This window comes from Bacillus sp. 166amftsu, assembly GCF_900107445.1.
Taxonomy (GTDB): domain Bacteria; phylum Bacillota; class Bacilli; order Bacillales; family Bacillaceae_G; genus Bacillus_A; species Bacillus_A arachidis.
The window spans coordinates 80,744-94,397 of the sequence record NZ_FNQA01000005.1 but is presented as its reverse complement, the minus strand read 5'-3'; the positions used below and the strand labels follow the sequence as shown (position 1 = coordinate 94,397).

Here is a 13,654-nt window from a genome sequence, read left to right as displayed (position 1 = left end):
GACCCGCCACATGTATTATTTAGAAAAACAGCCGCGCTGGCGCATGAGTTCTCGATATAGATCTTTGTTTTTCTCAAAAGGAGCGCGCCCATGCATCCAAAATAAATTGTTTAATAAAACAAGATCCCCAACTGGTAGTTTTAATGCGTGTGTTGCTGGAGAGTTTTCAACAGAGTATGATAATTCCTTCAAATATGTTGCCTGTTCAATATTATCCGGATAAGCAAATTGATCAATAAAACAAATGCACGGTGCATTGTTTACATCAAAAAATGTTTCACGGTATACGATTTCTTGCGCATTTTTACTTGGAGGCGCTTTGTACGTAACCTTAACTGATGCGAGTGGATGATTGCGAAACTTATCAAGTTCTTCCCAATCATCTAAATGAAGCAGGCGTGATTCGCCGCCTACTGCATTCTTTTCCTCTATTTTCATCATAAGGAGCCAATCTGTCGGTTCGTCAACAAATGTCCCGTCTGTATGAAGCGTAAATAATCGATATGCTTGGCGAAGATACGAATCACTGCTATCTGTATCTTTCACGTTAAATCTTGCGTAATACGTTCCTGTCATCGCGTCAAAGTTAGACGTACCAATTAAATGTGTTAATGCAGTTGCAAATTTCACATAGTCTCCTGCATCAGTCGTTTCGCCTTGTACACCAATTGTAAACCCGCCCGTTTCACGGTCATGAATAATACCTCGAACATTTTCCATAAAGGATTCACCAAAGAGCTTTTTCATTTGATCCGCAATAATAAAACGCGAATACGGAATATATTGTAAGGATTGCTCCGAATGTTCTTTTACCCCTTCGAAAAACTGCCCAAGCAATTGCCCGTCTAACACAATATGATACAACCTTTTATGTTCTGGATGAGGCACAATTTCATACCCCTCATATTTCTTCGCAAACTTCATCTTCACTTCTTGCTTTGTAATCACTGACATGTTATTTCCTCCTTTAGTTTAAATAAAACGAAAAAGCCAGTCATACGCATCTACAATAAAAATTGTAGAAAACGTACAACTGGCTTTAAATTACGAGTGTTCTTTAATCTCTTAAAGTACAGTAATAATAGACAGTTTTTTTATGAAAATATGTGCAAAACAGAAAATGAAGATCGGATATAGAGAAGGCTAATTTCTCGTATGGATCTTATCACTTTGTAATTATATGATAATTCAAAATATTTACACTGTCAATATGTTTTTATTATTTATTTTCATGTAGTTAACCATAATACTTAATCTCAGCATTCTCTTTCTTTGCTCGAATCGTGATTCTTCCAGTAAATTGTGGTGGATTTTCATATTTTTTCTCAACTTCATCAAACATAGCTGTTAAAATAGATTCTAACTCGCCTAATGTAGTTTCCTTTGATAACCCTTTTACTCTTGCAATTTCAATACTTTTATAGGCACCCTCAACATTTACTAGCTCTTCTTCACCGAATCCTTTTACTTCAAATTCTACTTTCATTTTCTCCAAGTCATTCCCTCCTTCTGAAAACTGCTCTTTAGTAGAAGAGCAATCCTACTTTTATTGTATATGAAGCAGCAATGATTCACACTATATTCATCTATTATAATTTTTATATTTAAGAGAACCTTCTTTTGACATGTACTTTTCATTTTCTTTTTCCTGGACACACGCTTTACATATGTTACACGTTTTCACCATACCATTTTTCGCGCACCCTCTTTTTTGCTTTACACCTTGATTTAATTTTGACATTTTATCAGCCTCCTCATTAGATAAACATAAAAAAGCCAGTTATATTCCGCTCACTAAATAAGCTGAAATATAACTGGCTCTCGTCTATGAACGCTCTTTACAGAATAAAGTGCAATAAACTAGGCAGTTTGTTATAGATTTGTCTCCTCGCACTCTTCTAGCGGTTTGTTGCCATTTAAATAGTTTGTATATTGACGATATAAATCTTTTACAGCGCTAATAATTGCATTTTGCGCTTTTCCTTGATAGTGATACGTGATTTCTTGAATGATATCTTCAATACCATCTCGTAAACTATGTCCTCTTAACATTTGAGCAATAAAGTCTCTCCCATGTTCAGTAGCAAGGGTACATGACGCTTCAATTATAACGTGATATTTGTGATCTGCTTCTATTGTAATTGTTAATGTTTCATAGACACTGCGTACAGCCATCCCTTTCGGAAGTCTTGAGTGTCCTGCCATGAAAAAAGTACCTTTACACATGTTCATCCCCCATTTTATAACTTATACTTGATCGATATATACTGTCTTCACTCTTGTATAAAATTCTGCAGCTGTTTTTCCTTGTTCACGTGGTCCCGCGCTCGAATTTTTCATTCCCCCAAACGGAACTTGCGGCTCTGCTCCTGCAGTTTCTGAGTTGACATGGACCATTCCAACTTCCATATCATCGATAAACTGCTGGGCTAGACTGAGATTATTTGTACAAATAGATGCGCTCAGCCCATATTCTGTATCGTTCGCCAAATAAATTGCTTCTTGATAATTGTTCACCTTAAATAAACAAATAACAGGGCCGAAAATTTCTTCTTTCGCAATTCGCGCGTCTTGCGGTACGTCTTCAAAAATAGTCGGCAGGACATAATATCCTTGTTTTAACTCATCTTCTTCTGGTACGTCGCCTCCGCAAAGTAATGAAGCCTCTTTCTTTCCAACTTCAATCATCGATAAAACAGCGTGCTGTTGACTCTCGGATACGCACGGCCCCATAAACGTATTTTGTTCGAATGGATTTCCAGCCTTAAGCGCTTCTGTACGCAATAGGAGCTCACTTCGAAATTCTTCATAAATGTCCTCTTCAATAATCACTCTGCTTGTCGCTGTGCATTTTTGCCCCGTTGACATAAATGCACCTCTTATCGCAATATCGACTGCCTTCTGAACATCAGCATCCTTTAATACGACTAATGGGTTTTTCCCTCCCATTTCTAACTGCACTTTCTTTCCGCTTGCAATCGCGGTTTGCTGAATGGTTTTTCCGACGCTATTCGAACCAGTAAAGGATATCGCTTTTATATCCGGGTTTTCTGTTAATTCCGTTCCAACGACTGAACCTTTTCCGAATACACAATTAATCACTCCAGCAGGAATTCCTGCCTCGTGAAAAGCATTCACAAGGTGATAGACTGATTTTGGCGTAATTTCAGCAGGCTTTATGACAACCGTATTCCCGTAAATAAGTGCCGGCGCCATTTTCCATGCGGGAATCGCAATTGGAAAGTTCCACGGCGTAATAAGTCCGACTGGTCCAACTGCTACACGTTTGCTGTAGAGCATCGTTTTCGGATTTGCCGAAGGAATCATTTCTCCTACTGGCTGATTCGCTTCTCCTGCATAGTATTCAAGAATACTGATTGCTCGCTTCGTCTCTCCCATTCCTTCCGTAAGCGTCTTTCCTTCTTCGCTTGTTAAATCTTGACCGATTTCCGTCACTCGTTCTTTTAAAATTGCAGCTGCTTTCCACAAATAGCTAGCACGCTCATGAAATGATAACCCTTGCCAACTTTGAAACGCTTCTTTCGCGGATGCGATCGCGGATTGTGTATCCTCTCTTGAGCTTAGTGGAAATTCCCCTAACACGTCTCCGTTATGCGGATTATAATTTTTCGAATATTGATTCGCAGATGGCTCTCTCCACTGGCCATTTATATAATTGAAAAACTGCATTCTTCTACCTCCATCATTGTTTCTTATTTTGATAGATTCGCAATCGCACTTTCAAGAATCGCAAGCCCTTCCTCAAGTTGTTCATCTGTAATAACAAGTGGCGGTAAGAAACGAAGGACATTTCCATAAATTCCAGCGCTTATTGTGATTACACCTTTGTTATGCGTTTCTTGCATAATCGCTTTTACTTCTTCTGTTGCTGGCTCTTTCGTATTGCGATCTTTGACAAGTTCGATCGCCGTCATAGCCCCAAGGCCTCTTACATCTCCAATACATTCATATTTTTCCTTCCAGCTATGGAACACTTCCATCATACGGCTACCGATGACTTCAGCACGTTTTACTAATTGCTCTTCTTCAATTACATCTAAAACAGCGAGTGCAGCTGCGCAAGCAACCGGACTTCCTGAAAAAGTACCACCAAGTTGTCCCGGCCCAGGAGCATCCATCAATTCCGCTCTTCCTGTTACTGCGCTAAGCGGCATCCCTGCAGCAATGGATTTGGAAAATGTCATTAAATCAGGAGCTACGCCAAAATGATCTATCGCAAACAAACTTCCTGTACGAGCAAAGCCCGTTTGAATTTCATCAGCAATCATGATAATTCCATATTTATCACAAAGGTTTCTAACGCCTTGTATAAACGTAGCACTTGGAACGATAAATCCACCTTCACCTTGAAGCGGTTCCAAAATGATGGCAGCAATATTATCACTCGCTACTTCCTCTAACATAAAACGTTCGAAATACGCTAAAATTCGCTCATCTACTTCTTCTTTCGTCATGCCGTCTTCTGCGCGGTAATAATACGGATAAGGCAGCTTGTATACATCTGATGCAAACGGGCCAAATCCATGCTTATAAGGTTTTACTTTACTCGTAAGCGACATCGTCAGAAGTGTACGTCCGTGATATGCACGTTCAAACGAAACGATGGCACTGCGCCCAGTCGCTTTCCTAGCGATTTTCACAGCATTTTCTACCGCTTCCGCCCCGCTATTAGCAAACATTGTTTTTTTCTTAAAATCTCCTGGCGTTAATTCATTCAATCTCTCAGCTAGTTCAATATAGCTTTCATACGGTGCTACATGAAAACAACTATGAATAGAAGATTCCACTTGGCTCTGAATGGCTTGTACGACCTTCGGATGACAATGCCCAACATTTTGCATACCAATCCCGCCTGCAAAATCTATTAATTCATTGCCATCTACATCCGTAATGATTGCTCCTTTTGCCGACCCTACATATAACTGCGTAATATTATAAGGGCCACCAGGCACCGCATTGTTTCTTCTCTCATGTAGACTATTAGATTTTGTCGTTACAATATTTTGCTTTTCTTTTAACATGGAACATACCCCTTTCTTACTCCTTCTCTAAACTAACTTTCGAATCTTGTATAATCGTAAACTCTTCGTTTATCGGTACTCGTTTATTTCTATCTCTTAAGAAATAAATTGCGATAACGATAGCAGTCGCTAACATCGTCATATAAAATTGCATTCTCATATCCTCTATAAACGCTTGTGCAACAAATATCGTAATAATCATCGCAAGTGTTGCATATGTGAGGTAAGGGAATAACCACATTTTTACCTTTAGTTGCCCCGGGTCTTCTCTTTCAGCTTTTCTTCTTAACCGAATATGTGAAACGGCAACGAACATATACATCAGCATTGTAACGCCGCCTGAGCTATTCGCTAAAAAAGCAAATAATTTATCAGGTGATATGAACTTGAGCATAGCGCAAATGAATGCAAATACAATACTTGCATAGATTGCCCAAACGGGTGTCCCTCTACTGTTTAACTTTGAAAAAATAAAAGGAGCGTCTCCCTTTTTCGCAAGTGAAAATAACATACGAGAACTCGTGTATATTCCGGAATTCATAACCGAAAGGAGCGACAGAAACACAACTCCATTCATAATTTCTGCAGCAGCAGGGATTCCTGCCATCTGAAATAAACTTGCATATGGTAGTTTCAATAATTCTGCATTGTTCCACGGCATAAAAATGACCAAAATCGTTACAGACCCTACAAAGAAAATCATAAGACGCCATACAACACTGTTAATCGCTCTTATTACGTTTTTCTCTGGATTGTCAGACTCCCCGGCCGCAATCGCTGCTACTTCACTCCCCGATAAGGAGAAAGAAATAAATACAACACTGAGCAATACAGGCATAATCCCTTTTGGAAAAAAGCCCCCGTTTTCAGAGATCATCGAAAGGTCTGGTCTATCTACGTTAGGAACAAGTCCAAAAATCATTGCAATTCCTAACACTAAAAATGCAAGAATCGCTACAACTTTAATAAATGCTAACCAATATTCAAACTCTCCATATAACTTCACTGAATAAACATTTGTCATTGTCATAAGGATAATCACGAACAAACTCGCTATCCATGTTGGTATGGAAGGAAACCAATTATTGATCATCACGCCTAACAATACCGCTTCAATTGCGATAATGATGAGCCAATTGAACCAATATAACCAACCGATTGTGTACCCAGCCCAAGGTCCAATTGCCTTATGTGCATATGTTGAGAATGAACCACTATCAGGGTTTACCGCAGCCATCTCCCCGAGCATCCGCATCACAAGTACAACCATTAAAGCGCCAATGATATAGGACAAAATGGCAGCTGGACCTGTTGATTGAATAATTGTCCCACTTCCTACAAATAAGCCTCCCCCGATAACCCCGCCAATCGAAATCATTGTTATATGCCTGGTTTTTAAGTCTTTTTGTAATTCCTTTTTTTCTTGCACCAAAAAGATCACCAACCTATAAGTATTTATTTTCATAAATCCTTTTCTTAAAGTGAACATACATAATATCGAAACATCACCCATGATTGATAACGCTTTCTCAAAATCCTCCTATAAAGTGAAACTTTAATCAGCGGGCGGGTTCTTCATCCCCACTGATTATTAATTGAACGAATCGGACCTTTATGGGCAATTATCCTCCACCTTCTGAATCTTGAGGCGTGGAGTCTTACTGCCCGTTAAGACGGGATAAATAGAAACAATAAAAAGAGCCAGAAAAACAATGTAAAGAATTACATTGGATTTTACTGTCTCTATCCTTATGGCTCGTCTTCCTGCTAAGGAAGTTCAAGTGGAAAGAAGCCAATCATCCTCGATTAAATTGAACGAAATCATATCCGGGCATGCAGAGAGGCTAATCACTGTCATCCGATAATAAGCTAATAATAATACAAATAGACTGAATATTCAACATTTATTTTAAATTCAGTCATTCGCTATAAAAAAACGAAATTTATAAATTCCAAAACATATACTATTTAAAAGTAAAAAAGGAAGTGATTTCCATGTATTACGGAACAAAAGGATGGTACGTAGCCGAACTTAAAAAAATAGGCGTTCGTTATTATGAAGGAAGAAAATTAGAAAGCTATCGTGCCCATGTTTTACGCAATTTATTAGCTGCAAAACAAGAAGAACTTAAAGGTAAGTAATCTATTATGATTCATCGATAAAACGATATCGACTGTTCTTTCGAATATATAAGGTAGCACCGCACACCCATCAAACTAAGATTATATAAGTTTAATTTCATGTGAGATTTTTTCTTCCTTTTCAACATAAAAGATGCAGCTACGAAGACACCAATTACTGACCTTGAAACATATCTAGATGCAATTAAAAATACCTTCATGTACATCCAGTCGATACCAAGACTATGGGACCTGGAGCTATGTTCCATACAGAATTTCCAACTAGCGGCACTTATAAAATATGGGGACAATTCCAGCATAAAGGTAAGATATTTACAGTACCGTATGTAATTACTATTCCTTAACAACAATCAATACAAATAATAAAAAAATCGCTTCAGATAGCGATTTTTTTATTATTTACTTTTATCTTATTTAAGAGCAGTTAGTATCTTCGGAAAAACCAGTGAAACATATATTCTTTCATAAAGCTTTTAATAAGAATATAAGGTCTAATCCTTGTTGAATATAGAATTAGTCCCTATGTTTACTTCATATAATGTTTTGTTATGTAATCCTGACATGATTAGAATATTCTTAATGGAACATTTTGTTATTTCTATTAAAATGGAATAAAAAGGAGATGATTATACTGAAAATCTTTTTCTATTTCTTACTCATCCTGTTATTTCTTGTGGTTGATTACTATTGCTTAGATATGGATAGCAAAAGATGGGGATGGTTTAAAAATAGAAGTAAAAAGCAAAAAACAATCTTTTTTACTCTTGTTCTTCTCTTAACCTTCATAGGATACATACTTCTTGATGCTAAGTACTTTCTTTCATAAGCTAAAAGAACCAATTTTTCTTTCAGACTCAATAGTTCATAGCACTCACTTTCCGTTCAGTACTTGTGAAGTGGGATATTAAAGGTTTTACAATACTTTATGTTATTGACACTCCCCCCTAAAGGAGCAAGCTGGAAAAACCAGTGGGATTCTTGCAACCAATTAAAAAAGCGCCCTATAAACAGGGCGCTTCACTTTTACCTAATGACTAATATTAGCCGATGGGTATAATGTTGTTCCTCCAATTGAAACTTTTATTTCATTTGTTAATGGAACATTTTGTTCATTAATAATTGTTCTCCACCATTCCCATGCAAGACCTGTACATTCTCTTGCTACGACTTTTACATTTTTTGAATTCGGTGGAAGTGGTATGACTGTATTGAAATGAGCAGTTCTGTCTCTTCCGTTTCCTTCCCAGGTTTTATGTGTTAGTACTTCTTTTCCATTTTTATCATATGAGAATTCATCCCAAGATACATCAAATTGAGCAACATATCCACCAGTATGATCAAGCGTCATTTTAGCACGAGAATATTCTGTAGTTGTAGTCTCAATATAATCTGTATTGTTATGAACAGCAGCAGTTGCGTTATCTTTTAAGAAAGTGCTTGTATATGAAATTGGGTATGCTGGATTTTTAGAACTTAATTCTGCATTATCTTTAATGATATTTCGGATTTCATTAAAATCTTTTGTAACAACTTTGTTATGCTCTTTTGCATCTCCGCCTAATACTACAGCGGTAAAGGTACTGTCTTCAAAAATATCTTTGTACTGTCCACTCGCTTCAACGCCTTGCCCCTTAATTAAGGCTTTAAAAGCAGTTTGTACATCTTTGCTCTTAGATGATGTTTCTAATTTCACATAAACTGTTCTACCATAAGCTACATTTGACACCATAACAGGCGGAGCCGTATTACTTACCCCTTTACGAGTTAACTCTGGAAAAGTAACGCTATTATCAAAAAGGTCTGATGGATTGTTAGGTAGTTCTGCACTTACGGTATAAAAGATTTGCTTATATGCCGCAACCATCACTTTTTTCTCTCCATTTGCAATCGCTTTAAAGTCAATGTTCAGTGCATTGTCAAGATATTTAGCGTTAACATTAAGAGCACTTGCTATTTGAGATTTACTATACACCATAGATTCTGTATACTGCATTCTTGCAGGTAACGTATGTGTTTTTGAATACTTTTGATTCCAAGTAGATACTAATTCATCTACTGCACCAGACACATTACCATATGTAGGATTTTTGACAGTAATTGTATTGTCTTTTCTCATACCAGGTAAGTCTATACTAATATTCAATGGTTTTCTCTTAGCTACTAACAAACTAGGTTGATTATCTGCAAATGCTTTATTTGCAAGTTGTACTGCTCCTGGATATGTACGATTAGCCACAGAATCAATAATTGAAATATCCACTGGTGAAGTTGTAAGTGATTTTTTCTCACGTTCAACTACTACAAATTTACCATTTGAATTTGTACTTTCTTTCGGAACAAAACTCTCTACTTTATCACCATTTACTGCTAAAACCTCTTGATTATTATACTTTAGATTTGCTATACCAGTATCAATGCCACTAGCATTTTTTGTTACATCAGCTGAATTACTTGTTTTTGTTTCCGCGAAGGAAATAGATGAATAATTAATAGTGCATAAACTAACTGCTAAACATGCTAGGAATTTTATTCCTTTATTCCTTTTTGTAATTTTCATAAAAATCAACTTCTTCCTTTTTTCTCGTATTAAGGTATGATCATTATTTATAAATAATTGCTAAATAGTAAACTTACATAAATGCTTTTAAAAGCTCTTGAACGAATGGAAGTACTCCACCTACAAATTTTAAAATTGGCATTACGATTGTCATGTTATTGCCTCCTCTTTTGTTGTTGCTAAGATGTGACTTATTCTTTATGATTTTATTATAGTAAGCGCTTACATTTATAGCAATATATTTTCATATGCAATATTGCATATCTGAGTAAGATCAACGAAATCTCACATTTCTCATTAAGGCATGTGTTTGTATAGCACCACATCGCTATCAATCTCACATTTTGAATTGCACCCAAAACGAGAAAATTGGCATCTCTAGGTGAAATGTACTTTAGTTCATCTCGATACCTTTATCTTGAGCTTTCGATAATATACTCGGAATAGCAATAGAGTTACTCCATGAAAGGGCCAGATTACGGAATACGGGAAGAATATTTTTATTTAAAAGAAGGAAACATCCCCTTTTAATAGAATGTAAACATTTTAATTAAGAGGAGGTTGATGTTGTTGAAGAGACGAGCTTTACTGGTATCTTCATTACCACAGTATGAAGAAGAGATTGGCAGATGGCTATGGTGTCTAGAGGATGTTCGACGTACTCTTATAACTGAATTAACTGGAATCAGCCAAAGCTTAATTGATCAAAAATTAGGCGAAAGACAATCAATTGGGACACTTTTGTATCACATTGTATTGATTGAGGCAGATTGGTTATATGTAGAAGTACTTGGAACCGATTGGGATCCTGAAATTAGCGCATTATTTCCTTTAGAACATCGAACTGACGGCAATTTAACTCACTTTGAGGGAGAAAGTATAGAGGAACATTTTTACCGCCTTAATAAGGTACGTGAAGTATTTCTTTCCCACTTTCGTTCAATGGACTTAACCGATTGGCGTAAACCGAGAGTACTTGAACATTATGACGTCACACCTGAGTGGGTTGTTTACCATTTGATTGAACACGAATCGCATCATAGAGGTCAAATTTTTCAAATTCTTCGGGAATTACGAAATGATAAGTGTTAAAGAGGAGGAACTATAATCCATCTTGAATTAACGGAATGGCTTTAGTTAGTTATTACATCAATAAATGATGTTTAAGAAACAATAGATAAATCAAGTGGTATAGTTATTTCATTATTTTATCACGTTATTTGCGGGCAGTAAGCCTCCCAACCTCAAAATTCGGCTAAGGCATTGTCCAGTTCCAGTGGTTAAAATGTTCGGTGGCTTCGCTTCTTCCCCCCTCACATTCTGGACGAGCCACTTCCACTTTTCTTTAAGAAGTTAGGTGGGAGATAAACTGCCCGTAAAAGCCCGATTGATGAGGGCTAATAATCAGTGGGGGATGAAGAAAATCCCCACTGATTACAGTTTCACTTTATTGCATCACCACAGAAACTGCTTTTTCACCATTTTCATGAAATCGTCTTACAAAATGAATTTTTCCTTGTTTGTCAGCAAAAGCGATATTGCCATTTTCCAGGATGCTTCGTTTGTTCCAAACCCTGTCCATGCCTCATTTGATGAGATTTGTGCGTACTACCCCATATCCATCAACTTAAGAAAAGTAAACACCCCCAAAACGAAAAAAACAGCCGACTTCTCAAAATAACTAACTATAGAGAAAGAAAATTTTCATTTGGGGGGTACTTCAAAATTTTAGCTTGATGGCCATGGGATACCGCCAGCATTCTGGAAAAAAACTACGCTAAGAGCATGCAAGATTTTATACAATTTTTCAGCTAATCTAGTAACAAGTGATAATCCTAAAACCCACGCTAGGATAGGAATGTATAAAAGAGTGAACAGAGTCATAGAAAAAGAAAAAGGCGGATTCCTTGTGAGAGTATGGATCCGCGTTGTCCTTGCTACCGATAATGAGACGTTATGTTAAGTAGATATGTATATATTATTCATAAAAAATTAATCATTCCTTCTTTTAATTGATTTCATAAAGTTTTTTACACATAATTGTAACTAAGGGGGATGATTCTAAGTTGAGTAAACAGAATATTAGCACAACGGTTTCAGGGGATTTAATTGTTACCCATCTGATTGGCAAGATTAAAACAGATGATGTTAACGAATGGTTTAAAGGATTCGAGAAAGTTTGTCAGCAATTCATTTCCGAAGGTCGGAAATACAAATTGTTGGTAGATAGAAAAGGGTACACCCCAGATCATTTTTCAGTTCAAAAAGCATGGAAAGATAAGTTTTTCAATGAAAACATTTTGAATCATAGTAAAGCAATTGCGTTTCTCCTTGAGGAAGGAGAGATAATGAATTATTTACAACAGTCCAATACAAAAGAATCTGTAAATTTTTTCGATAATTATGAACAAGCATTAATTTGGTTGAATGAATATCCAATATAAAACCTTTAGGACTAGCATTTAGCTAATCCTTTTTTTGTTGAAATCAAAACTACCGATAACGAAAATTATTGTTAATTTTTTTCTCTCTTTGTCTATACAGAAATGTGAGCAATACGGTCAGTCTTAGAAGTCATAATATCAAGTATACCTTCAGGGGATATTGGTTTCTGCTGTAATTGGTCAGTAGTGCGCCAAACTAGTTTTACCTCTTTTGGCAGTTCTTTATGTATAAAGATTTCTTTGTTTTCTGTCATATGAACAAAACAGCGGTGTATTAAAGTACAATGATGGTTTGTCTTCCCGTTGTATTCAAAAACCGTTTCATTAATACAAACAAGCTCACCTACATTTACTTGCAAATCATATTCCTCTAGCAGCTCCCTCACAATCGAATCAGAAGCTGACTCTCCAAATTCAATGCTTCCACCAGGCAGACGATAAAAACTCTCTTCTAGATCACATTGAACGAGAAATTTGGTTCTATCCGCATTTGAAATGATTCCTTCTGCCCTAAGCTTTGGTCTATCCATGTACATTCCCCCTTGCTTCTAATTGTAGCATTTGAAATAAGAAATTCAGCACGAATTTTATATTGTATATTACATTCGCTTTTTGTTAACATAACGCACCATTATTGGTAGAGAACTATTTAATACATAACGAAAAACAGCTGTTTACTTTAGATAGCTCTTCCTCACAAGAGAATAATGTTAATAATTATAAGAGAATAGAAAAATTTAAAAACGGGAGTTGAATAAATGGATGCTAAGGTAATTGCTATTAGTGGAGTAACTGCTGGAGGAAAGACTACATTGGTTAATCAGTTAGTAAAAGAATTTCCTAATGCATATGCTTTATACTTTGATAATTATGAAATAGAAAATGCACCAGATGTGAAAGGAATTTTAAACAGACCATCCGATTATTTTAATGCTTATCAATTAGATAGCATGATAAATGACTTAAAAAAAGCAAAAAATAAAAGTGATTATATTTTTTTAGATCATCCAATAGGTTATGAAAACAAACAAATAGGTATGCATATTGATAAGGTAATTTATATAAAAACCCCCTTAGATATAACCTTTGCAAGATATTTACTTAGAGACTTTTCTGATTCTTCCGCGAGTGAGATTTTAGAATGGGCAAAAATTTATTTTGGGGAAGCTAGACCAATGTTTATTACACATGAAGAAATAGTTAGTAAACATGCAGATTATATAATTGATGGCACACTTGGATTAGAAGAAAAAATAGCCAAAATTAAACAGCTATTAACTTAGAAACTACTTAATAAACAACTGTATACTACATACATGTCAAGTTAACATAACGTAATATTATCGGGATTTAATGTATTTAGAAGACTATTAAAAGTTCTCCAGATTGTTTAACTGGAGGACTTTTGTATTCACGTAATCTTTGTTATCGGTAGTTAGGTTTCTTTAATTGAATGGGAATGTTTTGAT

Annotated in this window: 13 protein-coding genes and 1 pseudogene; 4 read left to right on the top strand and 10 right to left on the bottom strand. The window is 36.1% G+C overall.

From position 1 onward, the window contains the following. Positions 1 to 15: 15 nt before the first annotated feature. From glaH to BLV40_RS15235, 7 genes are all read right to left on the bottom strand, one after another. Positions 16 to 954, bottom strand: a complete 939-nt coding sequence (gene glaH, locus BLV40_RS15260; RefSeq protein WP_090691384.1) for a glutarate dioxygenase GlaH — start codon at positions 952 to 954, stop codon at positions 16 to 18. A gap of 283 nt (positions 955 to 1,237) precedes the next feature. Then, positions 1,238 to 1,486 (bottom strand): hypothetical protein, encoded by a 249-nt coding sequence (locus BLV40_RS15255; protein ID WP_244525417.1) that lies wholly within the window; start codon positions 1,484 to 1,486, stop codon positions 1,238 to 1,240. A gap of 96 nt (positions 1,487 to 1,582) precedes the next feature. Further along, entirely contained in the window at positions 1,583 to 1,741 is a 159-nt protein-coding gene (locus BLV40_RS28655; protein ID WP_170833669.1) for a hypothetical protein, read from the bottom strand. Between the two features lie 131 nt (positions 1,742 to 1,872). After that, the gene (locus BLV40_RS15250) at positions 1,873 to 2,226 is read right to left on the bottom strand and encodes a DUF3870 domain-containing protein (RefSeq protein WP_090691379.1); all 354 of its coding nucleotides are present in this window, start codon (positions 2,224 to 2,226) and stop codon (positions 1,873 to 1,875) included. Between the two features lie 21 nt (positions 2,227 to 2,247). Beyond that, positions 2,248 to 3,690, bottom strand: a complete 1,443-nt coding sequence (locus BLV40_RS15245; protein WP_090691376.1) for an aldehyde dehydrogenase family protein — start codon at positions 3,688 to 3,690, stop codon at positions 2,248 to 2,250. Between the two features lie 23 nt (positions 3,691 to 3,713). Then, positions 3,714 to 5,042 carry a 4-aminobutyrate--2-oxoglutarate transaminase gene (gene gabT / locus BLV40_RS15240; protein WP_090691374.1) on the bottom strand — a complete coding sequence of 443 codons (1,329 nt, stop codon included), beginning with the start codon at positions 5,040 to 5,042 and terminating at the stop codon, positions 3,714 to 3,716. Positions 5,043 to 5,058: 16 nt separating this feature from the next. After that, on the bottom strand, positions 5,059 to 6,483 hold the full coding sequence (locus tag BLV40_RS15235) for an amino acid permease (RefSeq protein ID WP_090691681.1): 1,425 nt from the start codon (positions 6,481 to 6,483) through the stop codon (positions 5,059 to 5,061). Positions 6,484 to 7,037: 554 nt separating this feature from the next. Here BLV40_RS15235 and BLV40_RS15230 point away from each other — a divergent pair. Next, positions 7,038 to 7,184, top strand: a complete 147-nt coding sequence (locus tag BLV40_RS15230; RefSeq protein WP_081810963.1) for a YflJ family protein — start codon at positions 7,038 to 7,040, stop codon at positions 7,182 to 7,184. Positions 7,185 to 8,211: 1,027 nt separating this feature from the next. On the opposite strand, the gene BLV40_RS15220 is transcribed toward BLV40_RS15230, so the two are convergent. After that, complete coding sequence (locus tag BLV40_RS15220) at positions 8,212 to 9,750, bottom strand: thiol-activated cytolysin family protein (protein WP_090691372.1); 1,539 nt, start codon at positions 9,748 to 9,750, stop codon at positions 8,212 to 8,214. A 561-nt stretch (positions 9,751 to 10,311) separates the two neighbouring features. Between BLV40_RS15220 and BLV40_RS15210 the strand changes: the two genes are divergently transcribed. Next, positions 10,312 to 10,833 (top strand): DinB family protein, encoded by a 522-nt coding sequence (locus BLV40_RS15210; RefSeq protein ID WP_090691369.1) that lies wholly within the window; start codon positions 10,312 to 10,314, stop codon positions 10,831 to 10,833. A gap of 355 nt (positions 10,834 to 11,188) precedes the next feature. On the opposite strand, the gene BLV40_RS29635 is transcribed toward BLV40_RS15210, so the two are convergent. Continuing rightward, the gene (locus tag BLV40_RS29635; RefSeq protein ID WP_255260047.1) at positions 11,189 to 11,323 is read right to left on the bottom strand and encodes a hypothetical protein; all 135 of its coding nucleotides are present in this window, start codon (positions 11,321 to 11,323) and stop codon (positions 11,189 to 11,191) included. A 429-nt stretch (positions 11,324 to 11,752) separates the two neighbouring features. On the opposite strand from BLV40_RS29635, the pseudogene BLV40_RS15205 reads away from it, so the two are divergent. Continuing rightward, positions 11,753 to 12,185 (top strand): annotated as a pseudogene (locus tag BLV40_RS15205) (STAS/SEC14 domain-containing protein). A 92-nt stretch (positions 12,186 to 12,277) separates the two neighbouring features. Here BLV40_RS15205 and BLV40_RS15200 read toward each other — a convergent pair. Next, positions 12,278 to 12,715: an NUDIX domain-containing protein gene (locus BLV40_RS15200; protein ID WP_090691365.1), complete on the bottom strand. Its 438-nt coding sequence runs from the start codon at positions 12,713 to 12,715 to the stop codon at positions 12,278 to 12,280. A 228-nt stretch (positions 12,716 to 12,943) separates the two neighbouring features. Here BLV40_RS15200 and BLV40_RS15195 point away from each other — a divergent pair, with 228 nt between their 5' ends. Continuing rightward, the gene (locus BLV40_RS15195; protein ID WP_090691362.1) at positions 12,944 to 13,468 is read left to right on the top strand and encodes a nucleoside/nucleotide kinase family protein; all 525 of its coding nucleotides are present in this window, start codon (positions 12,944 to 12,946) and stop codon (positions 13,466 to 13,468) included. The last annotated feature ends 186 nt before the right edge of the window (positions 13,469 to 13,654 follow it).